Origin of the sequence: Saccharospirillum alexandrii (assembly GCF_043641555.1) — a bacterium.
Classification (GTDB): Bacteria; Pseudomonadota; Gammaproteobacteria; order Pseudomonadales; family Natronospirillaceae; genus Saccharospirillum; species Saccharospirillum alexandrii_A.
This window is the reverse complement of the sequence record NZ_JBHZRJ010000003.1, coordinates 230,217-249,591: the sequence shown is the minus strand read 5'-3', so window position 1 is coordinate 249,591 and position 19,375 is coordinate 230,217. Positions and strand designations below refer to the sequence as shown.

The 19,375-nt window shown below is 57.0% G+C and carries 17 protein-coding genes; 8 read left to right on the top strand and 9 right to left on the bottom strand.

Features of this window, described 5'->3' with window-relative positions; all coding sequences use genetic code 11:
• Nucleotides 1–167 precede the first annotated feature (167 nt).
• From ACHUE7_RS11450 to gpmI, 7 genes are all read right to left on the bottom strand, one after another.
• Nucleotides 168–551 (bottom strand): DoxX family protein, encoded by a 384-nt coding sequence (locus ACHUE7_RS11450; protein WP_394170080.1) that lies wholly within the window; start codon nucleotides 549–551, stop codon nucleotides 168–170.
• A gap of 142 nt (nucleotides 552–693) precedes the next feature.
• Nucleotides 694–1,479, bottom strand: coding sequence for a TatD family hydrolase (locus tag ACHUE7_RS11445; protein WP_394170079.1), 786 nt, complete (start codon nucleotides 1,477–1,479; stop codon nucleotides 694–696).
• 16 nt (nucleotides 1,480–1,495) lie between these two features.
• The gene (locus ACHUE7_RS11440; RefSeq protein WP_394170078.1) at nucleotides 1,496–2,116 is read right to left on the bottom strand and encodes a DUF2799 domain-containing protein; all 621 of its coding nucleotides are present in this window, start codon (nucleotides 2,114–2,116) and stop codon (nucleotides 1,496–1,498) included.
• Nucleotides 2,117–2,275: 159 nt separating this feature from the next.
• Nucleotides 2,276–3,097, bottom strand: coding sequence for a divergent polysaccharide deacetylase family protein (locus ACHUE7_RS11435; protein ID WP_394170077.1), 822 nt, complete (start codon nucleotides 3,095–3,097; stop codon nucleotides 2,276–2,278).
• Nucleotides 3,084–4,397 (bottom strand): S41 family peptidase, encoded by a 1,314-nt coding sequence (locus tag ACHUE7_RS11430; RefSeq protein ID WP_394170076.1) that lies wholly within the window; start codon nucleotides 4,395–4,397, stop codon nucleotides 3,084–3,086. The genes ACHUE7_RS11435 and ACHUE7_RS11430 overlap by 14 nt, the downstream gene beginning before the upstream one ends.
• A 100-nt stretch (nucleotides 4,398–4,497) precedes the next feature.
• Nucleotides 4,498–5,775 (bottom strand): murein hydrolase activator EnvC family protein, encoded by a 1,278-nt coding sequence (locus ACHUE7_RS11425; RefSeq protein ID WP_394170075.1) that lies wholly within the window; start codon nucleotides 5,773–5,775, stop codon nucleotides 4,498–4,500.
• A gap of 68 nt (nucleotides 5,776–5,843) precedes the next feature.
• Nucleotides 5,844–7,394, bottom strand: coding sequence for a 2,3-bisphosphoglycerate-independent phosphoglycerate mutase (gene gpmI / locus ACHUE7_RS11420; RefSeq protein WP_394170074.1), 1,551 nt, complete (start codon nucleotides 7,392–7,394; stop codon nucleotides 5,844–5,846).
• Nucleotides 7,395–7,590: 196 nt separating this feature from the next.
• On the opposite strand from gpmI, the gene ACHUE7_RS11415 reads away from it, so the two are divergent.
• The 7 genes from ACHUE7_RS11415 (at nucleotide 7,591) to ACHUE7_RS11385 (ending at nucleotide 14,529) form a co-directional block, all read left to right on the top strand.
• Entirely contained in the window at nucleotides 7,591–8,010 is a 420-nt protein-coding gene (locus tag ACHUE7_RS11415; RefSeq protein ID WP_127556120.1) for a rhodanese-like domain-containing protein, read from the top strand.
• Nucleotides 8,011–8,028: 18 nt separating this feature from the next.
• On the top strand, nucleotides 8,029–8,298 hold the full coding sequence (gene grxC, locus ACHUE7_RS11410) for a glutaredoxin 3 (RefSeq protein WP_394170073.1): 270 nt from the start codon (nucleotides 8,029–8,031) through the stop codon (nucleotides 8,296–8,298).
• Nucleotides 8,299–8,404: 106 nt separating this feature from the next.
• On the top strand, nucleotides 8,405–8,863 hold the full coding sequence (gene secB, locus ACHUE7_RS11405) for a protein-export chaperone SecB (protein ID WP_213677154.1): 459 nt from the start codon (nucleotides 8,405–8,407) through the stop codon (nucleotides 8,861–8,863).
• 130 nt (nucleotides 8,864–8,993) lie between these two features.
• A complete protein-coding gene (locus ACHUE7_RS11400) occupies nucleotides 8,994–10,988 on the top strand; it encodes a diguanylate cyclase domain-containing protein (protein ID WP_394170072.1) in 1,995 nt (664 codons plus the stop codon).
• An 88-nt stretch (nucleotides 10,989–11,076) separates the two neighbouring features.
• On the top strand, nucleotides 11,077–11,910 hold the full coding sequence (locus tag ACHUE7_RS11395; RefSeq protein WP_394170071.1) for a MurR/RpiR family transcriptional regulator: 834 nt from the start codon (nucleotides 11,077–11,079) through the stop codon (nucleotides 11,908–11,910).
• Nucleotides 11,911–12,043: 133 nt separating this feature from the next.
• A complete protein-coding gene (locus ACHUE7_RS11390) occupies nucleotides 12,044–13,294 on the top strand; it encodes a pyridoxal-phosphate-dependent aminotransferase family protein (RefSeq protein WP_394170070.1) in 1,251 nt (416 codons plus the stop codon).
• On the top strand, nucleotides 13,291–14,529 hold the full coding sequence (locus tag ACHUE7_RS11385) for an allantoate amidohydrolase (protein WP_394170069.1): 1,239 nt from the start codon (nucleotides 13,291–13,293) through the stop codon (nucleotides 14,527–14,529). Before ACHUE7_RS11390 ends, ACHUE7_RS11385 begins: the two co-directional genes overlap by 4 nt.
• 429 nt (nucleotides 14,530–14,958) lie before the next feature.
• Here the strand turns inward: ACHUE7_RS11385 and thiI are convergent, their stop codons facing one another.
• Nucleotides 14,959–16,422, bottom strand: coding sequence for a tRNA uracil 4-sulfurtransferase ThiI (gene thiI, locus ACHUE7_RS11380; RefSeq protein ID WP_394170068.1), 1,464 nt, complete (start codon nucleotides 16,420–16,422; stop codon nucleotides 14,959–14,961).
• A gap of 487 nt (nucleotides 16,423–16,909) precedes the next feature.
• Here thiI and glnA point away from each other — a divergent pair, with 487 nt between their 5' ends.
• On the top strand, nucleotides 16,910–18,316 hold the full coding sequence (gene glnA / locus ACHUE7_RS11375; RefSeq protein ID WP_394170067.1) for a glutamate--ammonia ligase: 1,407 nt from the start codon (nucleotides 16,910–16,912) through the stop codon (nucleotides 18,314–18,316).
• A gap of 105 nt (nucleotides 18,317–18,421) precedes the next feature.
• Here glnA and puuE read toward each other — a convergent pair whose 3' ends face one another.
• Nucleotides 18,422–19,342, bottom strand: a complete 921-nt coding sequence (gene puuE, locus ACHUE7_RS11370) for an allantoinase PuuE (RefSeq protein WP_394170066.1) — start codon at nucleotides 19,340–19,342, stop codon at nucleotides 18,422–18,424.
• Nucleotides 19,343–19,375 lie beyond the last annotated feature (33 nt).

Here is a 19,375-nt window from a genome sequence, read left to right as displayed (position 1 = left end):
GGCGCATGGCAACAGGCCTGCGCGAAATGGGCGAGCATTGTACAGTTTTCATGCGTCAATAGGCAGGGGGAGCCGGCAGCATTTGTGTAACCCGTTCAGAACAAGGTGGAAACAGCCGTACATTAAAAAAGGCGCCGAAGCGCCCTTTTCGTATAACCGGATGTTACTCAGCCTTTACGGCCTTCAATGCTCAGTTTGCCCGGGCCCATGGCGACGATGAACAGGAAGCCGCCAGCGATGGCAAAGTTCTTGAACAGAGAGATCATCTGCATCTGATCAGACGGATCAAAATGGAAGATCACACCGGAGACCACACAGAAGCCGGCCAGTAACAAGGCACCGATGCGTGCCTGAAAGCCAACCAGTACGGCCAGACCGCCCAGTATTTCAACCAGAATGGTCGGGTAGATGAGAATGCCGGGCACGCCCATCATCTCCATGTAACCTTGAGTACCTTCGATTCCGCCGAGTTTCTGAAAACCACTCATGATGAACATGAACGAGATAAGGACGCGGCCGCCGAGCATGGCCAGTGGAGATAATGCATTCATAGTGTTGCTCCTGATTGGGTCTATGTGAGTGTCCTGTGGCCACTGGCCACGAGATGACGCTACTGTAGGTCAGCCCCCGGTTCAGGTATATCTAAAGAATTCGAGCTAGTTGATTAAGAAAACTGAAGACCCGGCTTCAGCATCAGCCGCCAAAGAGCACTGTCGCATTCTGGCTGACTTGCTCCTGAAACACCTCGGGCTTCAACCCACGAGCTTCAGCCAGTCGACTGACCGTCGAAGGCCAGTCCAGCAACGGGTTATCCAACCCCTCTGGTTGAAACGAATGGCTGCCGGACAGGTGCTGCACCGCTATACGCTGATCCGGGGCGTCGGTTTCCACCAAAACCCGCTCGGCGGGTATACGAGCCAAAGCGTCCAATGTTTTGGCCGACTGAAAAATCACACTGCCCGCACCCAGATAAAACCCCCGGTCCACATAGGCCATAGCCTGAACGTAAGGCCCGACAAAGCCGTGCACCACGCCAACTACCGACGGGAAGCGTTTCAAACCTTGCAGTATCCGGTCATGGGCTTTAACAGAATGGATGATCACCGGCAGGTTTCGGTCACGGGCGATGGCCAACTGGGCCAGAAACCAGTCGAACTGATGTTGTGCAGAGGGTGATTCAGGATGGTGCTTAAAAAAATCGAGGCCGATTTCTCCAATGGCAACACAGTCGCTATGCCGATCCAGCCAGGATACCAGGGTGCGGGTGTCGGCAGGTTTTTCCGGTAAAAACCAGGGGTGATGCCCGGCTGCCAGTGACACCCGGGGGTCTTCGCTAAATTGCCGGTGAGCCTGTTGCCACTGGTCGGGGCCGGTACCCGGCACTAACCAGTGGTCCAGGCCCGCCGATTGCGCACTGGCCATGCAGTGGCCGGGGTCATCCAGAAAATCCAAATGACAGTGACTGTCAAACCCGGCCATGCCTTCACCTTATCGGTCAGTAATAGCTGTAGCGATCCCGCAACTCTCGCAAGCGCGCTTCGGCGCCGGCCAAGTCCCGGATAACATCGTCACGCTGCTGCTCAAGCGTACCCTGACGTTCTTTCAACAAGGCGATTTCTTCGTAAATGACCCGACGTTGCTCTTCTGGCGTGCCCGATCCAAACAGCGCAGCTTCTTTTTCCAGCAGCTGTTGCTCTATGCGAGCCTGCTCTGCCTCATTGCTGCGTTGCTTACCCTCCAGATTGCTGACTTCGCTGGCAACCTGATAAATCTGCCGGCCGGCTTCGTAGCCATCCAGAAACTCAGGCTCCAGTGACGGCGGGCAGATGCCGTTGTACTGGTAGCCACTGCGCGCGCGGTTAAACCCGTTTCTGGGTGTGCAGAAAACCAAGAGGCCTTCGTCGTGACCATCCTGATAATCGCGCAGGTCTGGCGTTATACCATGCTTGGCACATGCTTCACGGTGTGCCCCTATGCGTGTCTCAGGTTGCCCGTTCGCCCCGTCTTCATAACCGATGGAATACCAGTCAGCGGTCAAACATTCGTCTTCACTGAGCGTGGCACATCCGGATAAGACCGTCACCGCAACAAGAACCAATACACCCCAATATTTCATATCTGTTTCCTAAGCAGAGAGCCGACCAACAGGATGGTAATCCTGGTCAAACCAAGGTTTCTACAATCGCTAGCGTTGAGTGCTAACCGTGTAAAGCGTATGTAATAGTTTCGCACAGTTAGCTGAATCCGTCATGAACAGCACACTGTTCGTCGGGTGTTATCCGGCGTGGCGCCTTGAATAGGCGCCTTTCGGAATGCTGTGCGGACGCCATTCTGGTCGGTGACGCTTGGGTTGGTGCAGTAAGTCTTTGATCGATACCCAGTCGATATCCGGATAGTCGCCCGGGTCTAGACTTTCAAAAAAGGCCAGCGTTTCCGGATAGGGGTGACAAATGACCGTGACCGACCCGTTCAGACGCGCCATATCAAGAGCCAGTTGCCACTGTTGCTCAATAAATGCAGGTGTGGGTTCGTGGTCCAGAAATACCTGGCGCCGGTTCCAGGGTACGCCCATCTGCTCGGCCATACGCCAGCCCTGGGTGTTGGACACCGTTACACTGTCGAAATAGAACCAGTCACGCGCCAGCAATTCGGTCATCACCCAGCCCATGGCCTCGGCATCCCGCGTTAACCGGCTGCCCATGTGGTTGCTGAGCCCCTCCGCGAAGGGCACGGCGTCCATGCCCATCGAGAGGTTGGCCAGCAATTGCTGGTCGCCATCGTCCCGGGTCAGCCCCAGGGGGCCCAGCGGAAAATTGCTCTCATTGGACATGGGAGCATGCACAATCACCGTTTTCCCGGCGTCCACCGTCGACTCTGCCAAGGGAATGGTATAGGGCAACCCCGGCATGATGGCGATGGTTTGAATAAAGGGAATCTGAATGGCAGCCAGACCTGACTGCCACTGGTTACCCAGGTCATCGACCACCACGGCCACTTTGCTGCGGTCCGTGGCGGAAGCGATGCCTGTGACAAGCGTGAGCAAGGCGCACAGACTCAAACGCAGAGCCTGGCGCCCCATCGAGTTAACGCGAGGCATTCAGGACGCGCATGCCTTTCAATAACGTCACGGCCTGGTACAACTGGTAGTCGTTAATGAGGTCATTGCCTGCCCCACTATCCGCCTCTGTTGATTCTTCGGCCTCTTCGTCGCCAGCCTCTTCATTCTCACCGAGCAAATGACCGGCAAGATTGGCTTCAGAGTAATAGGGATTACCGTTTTCCTGGGTCAGCTTACCGGGGTTGACGATAATATCCGGCTCAATACCCTGCGCCTGAATGGAGCGGCCATTGGGTGTGAAATACCGGGCCGTCGTCAGTTTGATCGCATGGTTGTCATTCAGCGGTAAAATCGTTTGAACCGACCCTTTGCCAAAGCTGCGGGTACCCATGATCACGCCGCGGCGATGATCCTGTACGGCACCGGCTACAATTTCCGAGGCCGATGCAGACCCACCGTTAATTAACACCACCAGGTTCACGCCATCGCTCGGGTCGTCTGAATTGGCTTCAAACTCGCTGGCCGAATTAGGCAGCCGGCCTTCGGTGTAGACAATCAGACCCTGGCTGATCAGGGCATCGACGACATCGACTGACGCCTGCAACACGCCACCCGGGTTATTGCGTAAATCGAGTACCAGACCGTCGAGCGCGCCTTCGTTTTCGTCACGCAGGGACTCCATGGCTTCGACAAAATCGCGACCAGTACGTTCCTGGAACTGGGATATCCGGACATAACCAACGCCCGGTTCAATCATCCGGTTGCGAATGCTGGTGACTTGAATAATGTCGCGGGTAATTTCGAATTCCAGCGGCTGGTTTTCGCCTTCACGGGCGACGGTGAGGGTGACATCGGTGCCCGGGCGTCCGCGCATCAGGTTAACGGCATCGCTAATGGTCATGCCTTTAACCGGTGTGTCATCAATCAGGGTGATCAGGTCGCCGGATTGCATGCCAGCACGGTAGGCCGGCGTATCGTCGATGGGGGCCACAACGCGCACAAAGCCCGTCTCGTCGAGCGAGATCTCAATACCCAGACCGCCAAACTCGCCGCGAGTGCTTTCGCGCAGGTCTTCAAAGTCTTCGGGGGTCAGGTAGTCGGAATGCGGGTCTAGGCCCGACAACATGCCTTCGATGGCGTTTTCGATCAGTTCGCTGTCTTCAACATCTTCAACGTAAGCCTGTTTGATGCGCTCCAGAACCTGCGAGAACATTCGAACGTCGTCGACCGGGAGGCGTGTTTCCACCCGCTCGGCATGAACGCTGCTCGCGATACCGATGGAAACGCCAACGACCAGGGCGGTAATCGCGCTCAACCAGGGACTGCGGATCAACTTCATAACGGTTCCTTTCACATCTGTGTTGGGTTGTACTCTATTGGTTTGCCTGGTCATGAACACTGGTCTATCTCATTAATGCCCTGGGACCCAAGCTGTAAGTCTAGCGTTTTTCCAGCCAATTGGCCGGATTTTCAGGTCGGCCATTGCGACGCACTTCAAAATACAGGCCACTTTCGTCAAATCCACCCGAGGCTCCGGCTTCTGCCAGTGTGTCTCCGGCTTCCACCCACTCGCCTACGGTACGCAGCAACGTCTGGTTCCGACCATACAAGGTCATCAGCCCATCGCCGTGGTCGAGAATGACCAGCAGACCAAAGCCATTCAACCAGTCGGAAAACACCACGCGGCCATGGTGCACCGCATTTACATCGGTACCGGTGTCTGCTGCCAGCCACCAGCCCTGCCATTTCAAACCCGAGTTATCTTGCGCTGTGTCGTACCGGGCCCGCAGCGTGCCCTCCAGCGGCCAGGGCAGACTGCCTCTGACATCGCCCATGTCGATATCGGCCGGAAACTCCAGATTCATGTCCGTCAGTTCCGCCTGCATCCGCTCTATTAATTGCGTCAGCTGAGTTTGCTCTTCCTGCTTGCGCTCCAGCGACTGCTCAGTTTGCTCCGCTTCAGCCTGCAAATTAACCAGGATTTGCGCCCGCCGGTTCTTTTGCGTTGCCGCTTCCGCCTGCGCTTGCGCCAATTCATCCCGGTCGCGGCGTAGCTGTTCTGCCAGCCGGGTCTGTTCCTGAATGACCACGTTCAATCGATTGGACTGTTCAATCCACTGTTGCAATTGCGCGTTCTGTTGCCGGTTCAGAATCGCAAAATATTGCATCTGCCGGGCCAGATCTTCGGGCCGCTCACCAGACAACAGCAGTTTGATCAGCGGCTGGTTATTCTGCTTGTAGGCGAGACGTAAAATCTCAGCCATGGCGTCCCGTTGATCATCCAGCTGTTGTTCCAGCTGGCTCTGCTCGGCCTCCAACTCGGTGCGCCGACTGACCGCCTGGCTCAAACGCCCGGCCAGATCATTCAATTGCCGGTTCAGCTCGCCAAGACGCCGCTCAGTTTGCTCCAGTGCCTGGCGCTGCTCCGATACCTCTTCACGGTTTCGACTTAGCTGCTGCTGCAAATCACCAATCTGGGATTGCAGTTGTTCCAAATCCTGCTCGCGCAAGCTGAGATCATCTTCGGCAACCGAAAAGCCCACCAGACTGCAGAGTAAAAGCCAGAGCAAGGTGCGTTGAAACGCAGTCAGTTGAAACACAGATTCGGCGAACTCATTCAGGTTGGGGTGGGCCCCATCCATACCGGGGGCGGTGTCTGAGGGGCAGGCTACCGCATGCGGTGGCTCGTTTAAAGTGGCGCCGCAGGCGCGGCTCACTCATTTCGTTGTCTTTACGCCTGTTAGCAGCCGGCCCGGTAGCGGCTGGCTGCTAACAAAGTCAGGTTTTAACCGCGCTGAATCAGACTGGCACCGGTCATTTCCGCCGGAATATCCAGCTGCATCATGGTCAGCAGCGTTGGTGCAATATCGGCCAGGCGCCCTTCTTTCAGGCTCACCCCGTCGGTCTGGTTACTGACAAACACCAGGGGAACCGGGAAAATGGTGTGACTTGTGACAGCGCCCCCGGTTTGGGGATCGACCATCAGTTCAACATTACCGTGATCAGCGGTAATGAGGCACTCGCCGCCCACCTTGAGAGCAGCCGCCGTAACCCGCTCCAGCGCGACATCCAACGCCTCGACCGCCTTAATGGCCGCCTCCATCTTGCCGGTATGGCCTACCATATCGCCATTGGCGTAGTTACAGATCACCAGGTCGTATTTGCCCGATTCAATCGCTTCTACCAGCCGGTCGGTCACCTCGGGTGCACTCATTTCAGGTTGCAAATCGTAGGTGGCCACTTTAGGCGACGGCACCAGAATCCGATCTTCACCCCGGTACTCATCTTCACGACCGCCGCTGAAGAAAAAGGTCACGTGCGCGTATTTTTCAGTCTCGGCGATGCGCAACTGGTTCTTGCCCTGCTGCTCCATGACCTCGCCCAGGGTATTCACCAGATTCTCCGGTGGGTAGGCCACCGGTGCATCGATGTCACCGGCGTATTCGGTCAGGGTGGTAAAGGTTGCCAGTGCCGGGCGTACCGAGCGGTCGAGCGTGCTGTCGAGGTTATCGTCAGTGAAGGCGCGGGTCAGTTCACGCGCCCGGTCCGGACGAAAGTTCATGAAGATGACGGCATCGCCATCCTGCAGGGTTACCGGCGAAGTGCCATCAGCTCTGATCGAGGTGGCGGGACAAAATTCGTCGTCCTTATCCTGCTCGTAAGCCGCATGCAGCGCATCCATTGGCGTGGAAGCGACAATGTCGGCGCTGCCCCGGGTCAGCAGGTCGTAGGCCGCCTGAACCCGCTCCCAACGGTTATCACGGTCCATCGCGTAGTACCGGCCGATCATCGAAACAATGCCACCTACGCCCAGTTTTTCCAGCTTGGCTTCCAACGCTTCAATCGAAGCCAGAGCCGAGCGAGGCGGGGTATCCCGACCATCCAGAAACGCATGCACATACACCTGCTTGGCACCGCGCTTGACGGCAAGGTCGACCATGGCGTGAAAATGGTCTTCATGGGCATGAACGCCACCGGGCGACAACAGTCCCAGTAAGTGAACCGCTTTACTTTCCTGGACCGCGCTGTCAACGGCGCTGGTCAGAGCCGGATTCTCGAAGAAGTCACCGTCTTCAATGGCCTTGGTTACCCGGGTCAGTTGCTGGTACACAATGCGCCCGCTGCCCAGGTTCATGTGGCCTACTTCGGAGTTACCCATTTGCCCGTCGGGCAGGCCAACATCCATGCCCGAGGTATGAATCAGACTGTGGGGGTAGTCATTCCACAACCGCTTCCAGGTCGGCGCGTTGGCCTTTTCAATCGCATTCGATGCGGACGTTTCGCTGTACCCGAAGCCATCCAGGATCAACAGGACTGCCGGTTTAGCAGGTGCCATGATTCAACCTCCCGATTAAAATGTAGGAAAATTACAATTCGGTAAGTGTACTGGCTCACCAGGCGTCTGGCGAATATTTTGGTGAATCGGGCTGATAATCCGTTGCCATGAAAAAACCGGCCTCCTCTATAGGCATGTCCGGGCGCTGGTGTATACTGCCGCGCTCACTTTTTCATCGAACTGCAGAGCCCGAATCATGTTGGAGCAAATTTTTGAATTCGTTATCAATCACTGGATCCTGGCGTCCATCTGGGTTGCCCTGCTGGTCCTGCTGATTGTGACCGAAGGGAGCAAGGGTGGTTCGGCGGTCTCACCGCAACAGGCCACCCTGCTGATCAACACCCAGGATGCGAAAGTACTGGATGTGCGCTCGAAAGACGATTTTCGCAAGGGCCACCTACCCAATGCCATTAACATCCCGGCCCGCGATGTGGAGCGTCGGCTTTCCGAACTTGAAGCCTATAAAGACACCCCCATCATCGTCGTATGCAAAACCGGTACGTCATCCGGCGCCAGTGGTGCCCTGTTGGCTAAAGCCGGCTTTACCCAGTTGCATAAATTACGGGGCGGCATTATGGAATGGCAAAACAGCAGCATGCCGCTGGTTAAGTCCTGAATACGGAGTCTTCTGACCATGTCCAGTGTTTCGCCTGTTACGCTCTATACCACCGCCTGGTGCCCGTTTTGCGTGCGCGCCAAGCAATTGCTGGATCACAAGGGCAGCGCCTATCACGAGATAAGCGTTGATGGTCAGCCGGAACTGCGTCAGGAAATGATGCAACGCAGTGGCCAGCGCACCGTGCCACAGATCTGGGTGGGCGAGCACCACATCGGTGGTTGCGATGAGTTGTATGCCCTGGAACGTGCGGGTCGGCTCGATGCACTGTTAGCAGAGGCCAGCTAGGGTTAGCACAGGCCAGCCAGGCCGGGTGATGCGAGGTTACCAATCCACCACCCGCGCCAATTTTCACCCCTACTATTAATGAAAAACGGATTTTTTTGGAGTCCCCATGACCGAACAACAAAAACCCCAGTTTGCCATCCAGCGCATTTACACCCGCGACGTTTCGTTTGAGTCGCCCAATGCGCCCGCCATTTTTCGCGAAGAATGGAAACCTCAGATCAAACTGGACCTGAACACCCGCACGCGCACACTGGACGAAAATGTCGTCGAAGTTGTGCTAATCATCACTGTTGAAGCCAAGATTGGCGAGAAAACTGCCTTTTTGACTGAAGTTCAACAAGCCGGTGTATTTACCGTCTCCGGTTTTCCGGATGAAACCCGCGACCAGATGATTGGCGCCTACTGCCCATCCGTTCTGTTCCCGTACGCCCGCGAAGCAGTTGATACTGCCGTCACCAAAGGCAGCTTCCCGGCACTGATGCTGGCACCGGTCAACTTTGACGCGCTTTACCTGCAAAACAAGAAAGGTAAAGACGAGACCGCCGAGCAACCGGCAACCAACTAAGCACACCCGGTTAGGCAGGGTCGAATTCAACCACAGAATCCGGCCCAGCCCTCTTAAGCACTGGCGATCAACATCCGGCTCTAGTAAGGTGCCAGTCTGACATCATGGTTTATGACGGTGGGGGCATCCTGTGGATCAGGATCTGGTAGCGTCGCTGTTGGCCTCGGCTTTTGAGCAAAGCAGTACTGCTCAATGGCTTTGTGACAGTCAGGGTCTTATTCTCAAGTCCAACCAGGCCATGATCAACTGGCTGGCGACTGATTCGTCTCGCCTGACTGAAACCACCCTGTCATCCTGGTTACCCGATGTTCTGCCGGCTCACCTGAGCCAGATGAGCAACCGGACCGTGCGCTCGCTCACGCTGTTTCTCCCCAACGACAAGACCACCCCGGTAAAGGCAACCTTTCAACCCATCAAAGCCGCTTCAGCCCGGCACTTCTGGGTCAGCCTGCTGCCTGCCACCGATACGCGGGATCCGGATTTACCCCTGCAAACCCTGTTCGACAGCAGTCAGGACAGCATTGCCTACAGCCTGCTCGACGGTACCATTCTGCTGGCCAACCCCGCCTTTCTGTCGATGCTTGACCGCAGTGTAATGGACGTTATCGGCCACAATTATCGTGAATTCACACCGGAAAATTTTGTCAGCCTCGAGGAAAGCCGCATCCGCGAGCAATTGCTGAGCAACAACGTCAGCGAAGTGTATGACAAACGGTTTTTGCGACCGGATGGCACCCCGGTCGACATGTCTATACGGCTGGCCCTGGTGCGCGACGATCAGGGCGAACCACTCGGCGTCTGGTCTGTCAGTCGCGATGTCTCCATGCGAAACCAGCTGATCGAAAGCCTGGCCAACAGCGAGCGTCGTTTCAGATCTTTGTTTCGCACCAGCATGGACGCCATCGGCCTGTGGACACCCGATCACCAGCTGCAGTTTGCCAATAACGCCTACCTGACCATGACCGGTTACACCCAGAGTGAGCTGAGCCAACTGACTTTCCATGAAATGACGCCACCGGGCTGGGAAGACATCGACACAGAGATTGCGCAACAGGTTGAGGAACGCGGCTATTCCGATGTGTTCGAAAAAGAGCTGCTGCACCGGGATGGCACCATCATTCCCGTATCCATCAGAGCGACAGCTGTTCGCGACCGGGACGGCAGCATTTCGGGCAGTTGGGTTATTATCCGCGATATTCGCGCTTACAAGCGCGTGCTGAATGCGCTGGAACACAGCCAGAACATGCTTGAGCAAACCAACCGCATGGCGCGTGTCGGCGGCTGGGAATACAATGCCCAAACGTATCAGTTCACCCTCACAGACGAGTCGTTCCGGATACTGGCGATCCCCCGCACCTTCAACACCAGCCTGACCAACATTCAGAAATTATTCAGCGAAGAGTCGCAACAGCAATTATTCGAGCAGATCGGGCATACACTGGACGGCGGCCTTGCCTCCGACCTGGAAATCCCGCTCGATGGGTTCGAACCGCCCCGCTGGCTGCGCATTACCGCCCAGCCAGCTATAGATACCCAGGGCGTTACCTATGTGGTCGGCGCCGTGCAGGACATTACCGAGTTTAAAAACCGCCAGCAAAGCCTGGAGCAAGACCGGGACGAGTTTCAGCGCATGGCCTTTCACGACTCCCTGACGCAATTGCCCAACCGCCTGTTGCTGGAAGACCGTTTCCGCCAACTGAACTTTCAGGCCAACCGGAGCAATGGCCGTGTTGCCGTTATTGTCATCGACCTCGATGACTTCAAAGACATTAACGACCGCCACGGCCACCCGGCTGGCGACGCCCTGCTGCGTGCCATAGCCAGTCGGCTCACCCAAACCGTTCGCCAGAGCGATACAGTGGCCCGGCTCGGCGGCGATGAATTCATTATTCTCGCCGCTCTGGACGACGCCGAAGAGGCGTCACTGGTTGCCAGCAAGGTCCATCAGCAACTGCAAAAACCCATCGACTGGGACGGCACCCAACTCCATTGCAGCTGTTCGCTGGGGGTGGCGCTCTATCCGGAACAGGGTGACGACTTCAGCACCCTATATCAGGCGGCTGACCTGGCGATGTACAAAGCCAAGACCACCGGCAAAAACCGGATGGAAGTCTCCGATCAGTAAGCCCCGAGAAACCGCCACTCATGTCCCAGGCTGGCACCGGAATGAAACGCATGTTTCAATAGTGTTTTAACCATTCCGGAACAGGCCTGTGACCGAGTCTGCATTGCTCGCCGAGCGCATCCAGCACCACTGGCACGAATTGCCCGCTGCCGAGCGTCGGGTTGCCCAGTTTGTCGCAGCCCAGGCAAGGCTGGCCGCCACCTATTCCCTGACCGAACTCAGTCAGATTCACGCCGTCAGCAAAGCCACCGTCAGCCGGTTGTTTCGCCGCCTCGGGTACGATGATTTCAACCAGGCGCGGGAAGCCATGCGCCAGCAACCGAACCCGGGCAGCCCATTGGCCCGGCCGATCACACAGGCCGATGATCTCTACCATCACGTACAGCAGGAAACCAGCAACCTCACGGGCTGGTTGTCTGAAACCAGCCTGCAACACAGTGCCGACATCATCGACCTGCTGTTTACCGCACGAACGCTGTACTGCCTGGGCCAGCGCAACAACTTCCCGCTGGCGCTTCACGCCCACACCCAGTGGACACAGTTACGCGCAGACACCCGCCTGATCCCGCAGCCAGGTCAGTCCCTGTCTGAACACCTGGTGCAGCTCGACCCGAAAGACGTGGTTGTCGTGTTTGGCTTTCGGCGACGGTACCGGGGCTTTCAACAGCTGCTTAAAGCCCTGCTGCGCAGCGGTGCCCAAACGGTACTGATTACCGAGCCCGATTTCCCGACCCAGGCACAGCTAACCGCCCACATTCAATTGTCGATTGAAAGCCAGGGCCCCTTTGCGAGCTATGCAGCCCCGGTCAGCTGGATCGCTCATGCCTCCAATGGGATGATGCAGCATTTTCCGGAAGCCACCCGCCAACGCATAGAGCAGATAGAGCAGCAGTATCAGGACCTGGGCGAGCTGGAGCCCTGACGGCACTCATCCGCGGTGACGCTCAGGATGCACATGAGCAACAGCACAACCAGTTAGAAACATATGTTTCATTTTATCTTAAGAGAAACAGATGTTACATTAAGCCGACAATAACCTTCCGGAGCCGCGCCCCATGCCATCGCCAGCCCATTCCCGACTGTCGCCCCCACCCCGCCTACTGATGGGTCCCGGCCCGATCAATGCCTACCCGCGTGTACTCAACGCTCTGTCCACGCAGCTGATTGGCCAGTACGACCCGGTTATGACGGGATACATGAACGACGTAATGGCGCTGTACCGTCAGGTGTTTGAAACCGGCAACCAGTGGACATTGATGGTCGACGGCACCGCCCGAGCCGGCATAGAAGCGGTCATGGTTTCGGTGATCGAACCCGGCGATAAAGTACTGGTGCCCATTTTCGGCCGTTTCGGGCACCTGCTGACCGAAATTGCCGAACGGGCTGGCGCCGAGGTACATACTCTTGAAGTACCCTGGGGGGAAGTGTTCGAACCGGAGGTGATCGAGGAAGCACTGGCGCGAATCCGGCCCAAACTGCTGGCTACGGTGCAGGGTGATACCTCCACCACCATGCTGCAGCCACTGGAACACCTGGGCAGCCTGTGCCGGAAATACGACACCCTGTTCTACTGCGATGCGACCGCGTCAATCGGCGGTAACCCACTGAAAGTCGACGAATGGGGGCTCGATGCGGTGTCGGTAGGCCTGCAGAAATGCCTGGGCGGCCCGTCCGGTATTGCGCCCATTACCCTGAGCGACCGCTTTGTTAAAACCATAAGACGTCGCCACCACATCGAAGCGGGCATCCGTACCGAAGACGATACCGACGCCCTGGGCCCGCGCATTCGCTCCAACTACTTCGACCTGCCGATGATTCTCGACTACTGGAGCGAGAAACGCCTCAACCACCACACCGAAGCCACCAGCATGTTGTATTGCGCACGCGAATGCGGCCAGGTGTTGCTGGAAGAAGGGCTCGACGCCAGCATTGCCCGGCACCGGGTACAGGGCGATGCCATGCTAGCCGGGCTGATCGCCATGAACCTCAAGCCCTTCGGCGACCTGCGCCATAAAATGAACAACGTCTGCGCCGTCTACATACCTGAGGGTGTCGACGGCGAGGCCGTGCGCAGCACCCTGCTGAACGATTACAACATCGAAATCGGCACCAGTTTCGGCCCGTTAAAAGGTAAAGTCTGGCGCCTGGGCACCATGGGCTACAACGCCCGTACCGATGCCGTGCTGGTCACCCTCGCCGCGCTGGAAAACACCCTGCGCCGCGCCGGACACACCCTGACCGCAGGCGCCGCCACAGACGCTGCATACCAAGTCTACCAAAACGCAGAACAAGGAATGACACCATGAACACCCTGGGCGAACGCGCACTATCATGGTGCGATGAGCTTGCCGAACTGACCCAAACACCCGGCCTGATGGATCGCCGCTACCTGACACGCGAACATCGCCTGGCCAACGACAAGGTCGCTGGCTGGATGCAGGACATTGGCCTGCAAAGCTGGCAGGACGAAGCCGGCAACCAATGGGGCCGGCTACCCGCCGCCAACCCCGAAGCACCAACGGTCGTCATTGGCTCTCACCTCGACACCGTCCCCAACGGTGGTATTTACGACGGCATCCTGGGTGTTGTGCTACCGCTACTGGTTATTGAATCCCTGAAAAAAGACGGCATCACGCTGCCGTTTCATCTCGATCTGGTCGGTTTCGGCGACGAAGAAGGCACTCGCTTTGGCGCCACCCTGCTCGGCAGCCGGGCCATCGCTGGCACCTGGGACGCCAAATGGGAAACGCTGAACGACGCCAACGGTGAAAGCCTGCCCGAAGCCTTTGAAGCCTTTGGCCTGAACTACAACGAGGTCAGCAAAGCGGCTCGCACTGCCACGCCGCCCATCGCCTTTCTGGAAATGCACATCGAGCAGGGCCCGGTGCTGGAATCGGAAGACTTGCCAGTCGGCATCGTCACCGCCATCGCCGGCGCACGACGCTTCAACATCGAACTGACCGGCATGGCCGGCCATGCTGGCACGGTCCCGATGCACTTGCGTCAGGATGCGCTGGCCGCAGCGGCTGAAATCACCCTCGTCGTCGAACGCGTCGCGCGCGAGCATGGCGTCGTGGCGACCGTAGGCCGCATGAGTGCACAACCGGGCGCGGTCAACGTTATCGCCGGGCAAGCCAGCTTCAGCCTCGACATTCGCAGCGAGCAGGACAGCGAACGCGACGCCGCCCTAACCATGATCTGGGACACCGCCAGAGTCGCCTGTCACGAGCGCGGCATCCAGATGCAATGGCAGGAAACCCACGCTGCCCCGGCCGTCAGCTGCGCCGACCACCTGCAACTGGCCCTGGCCAGCGCCATCGAAGCGGAAGGCATTCGCCCCCGCTACCTGGTCAGCGGCGCCGGCCACGACGCCATGGCCATGGCCGCGCTCTGCCCCGTCGCCATGCTGTTCATGCGTTGCGAAAAAGGCATCAGCCACCACCCCGATGAAGCGGTCACCGCCGAAGACGTCGACGTCACTGGCAAGGTGTTGCGCGGCTGGATAGAGGAATTGGCCAGGGAGCCGGCACGGGTCGGCTAGTGCCATGAGTTAGAAATTCGCGGCTAAATTTCCCTTTGTGGCTGCATGTGCAATGGTGCCAATCGGAGCATCAGGTACGTCTACTGGAGGTACGTCGTGAACCCATCCATGGGGACTCGGAGACAACATCCATGTTGTCTAACGACCTCCAGTAGACGCACCTGATGCTCCTTGGAGTACTTGAGGTTAAATCAAAACGAATTTCGAACTCATGGCACCAGCCTGAAATGTCCACCAACCAAAGGGGTGCAGGGTGATGTCATGCAGCAGCGGGCAGGACGCCCGCGTCCCGGTCAGCGGCACAGGGATGTGCCTCTGAACGCGGGCGAAATGACATCGGCCTGCACCCCGGGCTCATGGCAACAAATGGTATTCAACAGGAAGCAAAAAGAACCACCGAAGCAAATTGCCCGAACCACCCAATCACATTCAACGGCCTGGTGAGTAAACCCCAACGTTAGTGAAGCCAGCGTCCTGCAAATGCATGGCGTGCAGCTTGCTCATGACGCCCTTGTCGCAATACAACAAATATTGCTGGTCTTGATCCAATTCGGCGAATTTGCGATTCAGGCTGTAGAAGGGAATTTGCACGACGGTCGCGTCGGTGGTGGGCAGGGGTGCATCGTCGGCTTCCGTCGGGTGGCGCACATCGATGACGACCGCCCGGTTCGCGTCCGACACCGTGTTAATGCCCATCGACAGGTCATCCTGGGAATGCCAGGTCAGGGTTTCAATGCTTTCACGCGTTGCGTTGGCGATTGCCTCATCGAGCACGGCCCAGTCAAAATCAGCTTCTGCCGCCTGAACATCGGCACGCTTGCAGGCTGCATTGGGTTTGCGTGAAATCACACCGCAGAACTCTGGCATCTTTTCCGCATAGGTGGCCGTGCCAATGGCGCGGGCCTGATCGATGATGTCTGGCTTGCCGGTCACTATCAGCGGGCGCAGCACCAACAAGTCCGTTACCTCATCGATGTGACTCAGGTTCGGCAGCGTCTGGCTGGAGACCTGTGCCAGTGCTTCACCGGTTACCACGGCGGGAATGCCCAGATCGGTTGCAACGCTCTCTGCTGCACGCATCATCATGCGTTTCAGCACCACACCCATGTAGCGATCCGGTACCTGGGTCAGGATGGCCTCAACCACCGCCTCGAACGGTACCGATACAAACAATACCCGATGCGAGCTGCCGTACTTTTTCCAAAGGTAATAACTGACTTCTTTCACGCCATTTTCGTGCGCCGAGCCGCCCAGATTAAAAAACAAAAAGTGGCTTTTCACGCCGCGCCGGATCATCTGGTGTGCCGCTACGGTAGAATCAAACCCGCCGGACATCAGCGTCATCACCTCTTCCTGCGTGCCCAGCGGGTAGCCTCCCAAACCGGGGCGCTGTTGCTGCACCACAAAGAGGCGGTCGTGTTTGATTTCCAGCTTAACCACAACGTCCGGATCTTTCAGGCGAACGCCAGCGGCTTCGGTACGCTGGTTCAGACCGCCACCTACATAGCGCTCGAGTTCAACCGAGGTAAAGTCGTGATTACCATTGCGCTTAACCCGCACGCAGAAGGTTTTACCCGCCAGCTCCTGACCCCAAACGGATTCGGTGTTGGCCAGAATCTGGTCGAAGTCACCGAGCTCAAATTGCAGTACCGAGCTGACCTGAGCGATACCGGGAATGCACTCCAGCGCCACCGCGACAGCCTGGTTTACTTCCTCAGTCGTTGCCTCGGGGGTACGCACTATGATGCTGTCCCAGTCGTTACGGACCACCACCTCCGGACAGATACGACGCAAGACATTGCGCATGTTCTGCGCCAGGCTTTTAACCATCAGCTTGCGTACGGGCCGCGTCTTAATGGTGATTTCCGGAAACAACTTGGTTACAAACTTCATAACTGATCAAAGATCACTCAGCAGGAAAGGGCGCGGGATTATACCTGCCCGCCCGTCGTTTTTCACGCCGGGTTACAAACCGTTGCGGACAAGCTGCAGAGCCACTTACTCAAAAAAAATGCGCTCCGCCCTGTTTTCCGGCACGATTTGATCAAAACGCACCAAATCAGTGCCCTACCACAGTGCAGTGATCGGAATTGCGCACCACTACAGTGCACCAAAAACCTTTGAAACGGCCCTGGACCCGCTGGAAACCCCGATACCCTGGCGCTCAATTGGGCTGGCACAGGCCTTGCTAAACCAGTGCACACAGTTAGTGCTCAGATTCCAACGGCTTTCCAGCCTGGCCTAACAGGTGCCCTGGCATCAACCAGGTGGTTAGCCGGTGAAAACAGCAGACGATTGTGCGATGCTGCTGTCGTCACCTGAACTTGTCACACTGAATCAAAGCTCACCGGCCATCGGCCGTTTAACTTGGAGACGTACCATGTCAGAACATACGATGAAACTGATTGCAGAATGCGAAGCACGTTGGGTCGATATGCGCTTTACAGACAGCAAAGGTAAAGAGCAGCATGTCACCATTCCTGCTTCGGAAGTTGACGACAGCTTTTTCACTGAAGGCAAAATGTTCGACGGCTCTTCTATTTCTGGCTGGAAAGGCATCAACGAGTCAGACATGATTCTGCTGCCTGACGACTCTTCTTCCATGATCGATCCGTTCTTTGAAGACGCCACGGTTATTGTGCGTTGTGACATCGTTGAACCCTCAACCGGTGAAGGCTACAACCGTGACCCGCGCTCAGTTGCCAAGCGTGCTGAAGCCTACCTGGCCTCTACCGGCCTGGGCGACACCGCCCTGTTTGGCCCGGAACCCGAGTTCTTCGTGTTTGACGACGTAAAATGGGGTTCTAATATTTCCGGATCTTTCTACAAAATCGATTCCGAAGAAGCGGCCTGGTCTTCAGAGCGCGTTTTCGAAGACGGTAACCTCGGTCACCGCCCGAAGGTCAAAGGCGGCTACTTCCCGGTCCCTCCGGTAGACAGCCTGCACGATCTGCGTGCTGCCATGTGCGATGCCATGGAATCCATGGGTCTGGAAATTGAAGTACACCACCACGAAGTCGGCACTGCCGGTCAGTGCGAGATCGGTGTTGGCGCCAACACCCTGACCAAGAAAGCGGACGAAGTTCAGGTCCTGAAATACTGCGTACACAACGTTGCTCATGCCTATGGCAAGACCGCTACCTTCATGCCCAAGCCTCTGGTTGGCGACAACGGCAGCGGCATGCACGTTCACATGTCTTTCTCCAAAGACGGTGTGAACCAGTTTGCCGGCGACGAATACGCAGGCATGAGCGAAATGGCGCTGTTCTACATTGGCGGCATCATCAAGCACGCCCGTGCATTGAACGCTTTCGCCAATGCGTCAACCAACTCGTACAAGCGCCTGGTTCCTGGCTTTGAAGCACCAGTGATGCTGGCTTACTCTGCTCGCAACCGTTCTGCATCGATCCGTATTCCATACGTATCTTCGCCGAAGGCCAAGCGTATCGAAGTCCGTTTCGGTGACCCGACAGCAAACCCGTACCTGATGTTCTCTGCCTTCCTGATGGCAGGCCTCGACGGCATCAAGAACAAGATCCACCCTGGCGATTCTGCCGACAAGGATCTGTACGACCTGCCGCCGGAAGAGCAGAACGATTACCCAACCGTGTGCAGCAGCCTGACTCAGGCACTGGACGCGCTGGACCAGGATCGCGACTTCCTGAAAGCCGGTGGTGTATTCGACGACGACATGATCGATGCCTACATCGCGCTCAAGCGTGAAGACGTCGTCACTCTGGACATGACCACTCACCCTGTTGAGTTCGACATGTACTACTCTGTCTAATAACTTGCACTCTGGGTGTCAGACTGGCTGACTCAGCCGGTCTGACACACCAGACAAGCAAGAGAGTCAAAAAAAAAGCCGACCCCTGGGTCGGCTTTTTCTGTTTTAGCTCAGCGGATGTTCATCCAGCCAATGCCGGGCAATGGCTTCCCGGGTGGTCACCCATACGTTGTCGTGCGCCAGTACATGATCAATAAAGCGTCTTAATGCAGCCAGCCGGGCCGGCCGGCCCACCAATCGACAGTGCAGCCCAATACTCAGCATCTTCGGGGCTGTCTCGCCTTCCTCGTACAGCACATCGAATGCATCGCGCAGGTGACTGAAGAACTGATCCCCGCTATTGAAACCCTGAGGCGTTGCAAAGCGCATGTCATTGGTATCCAGCGTATAGGGAACCATCAGCAAAGGGCGGCTGTAGTTCAGGTCGTAGTACGGCAGGTCATCGGCATAGCTGTCGGCGCAATAGAGCATGTCGTCGCGCTCGGCAATCAGCTTGAGGGTATTCGGCGAGGTTCGACCGAGATACCAGCCTGCTGGCGTGGAACCGGTCATGGCGCGGTGAATATCCAGCGCCCGCTCCAGGTGCTCTCGCTCGACCGATTCAGGGACATGCTGATAATGAATCCAGCGGTAACCGTGGGAGGCAATTTCCCAGTCGGCTTTGAGCATGGCTTCCACAGCCTCTGGGTTACGCTGCATGGCCATGGCCACGCCAAACACCGTCACCGGAATGTTTCGCTCGGTGAACAAACGATGCAGCCGCCAGAACCCGGCCCGGCTGCCGTATTCGTACAGGCTTTCCATGCTCAGGTGCCGGTCTGCGTAAGACTCGGCCCCAACGATTTCAGACAGGAACCGTTCGGACTCGCTGTCACCATGCAAAATGCACTGCTCACCTCCTTCCTCATAATTAATCACAAACTGTACCGCCACACGGGCGTTACCGGGCCAGTTTGCTTTCGGCGGGTGGGCGCCATACCCAATCAGGTCTCTGGGGTAGGAGGGATCAAAGGTCGGGTGATTCACACACATCTCCTGTATTTCTTGAGTCAGACGCAA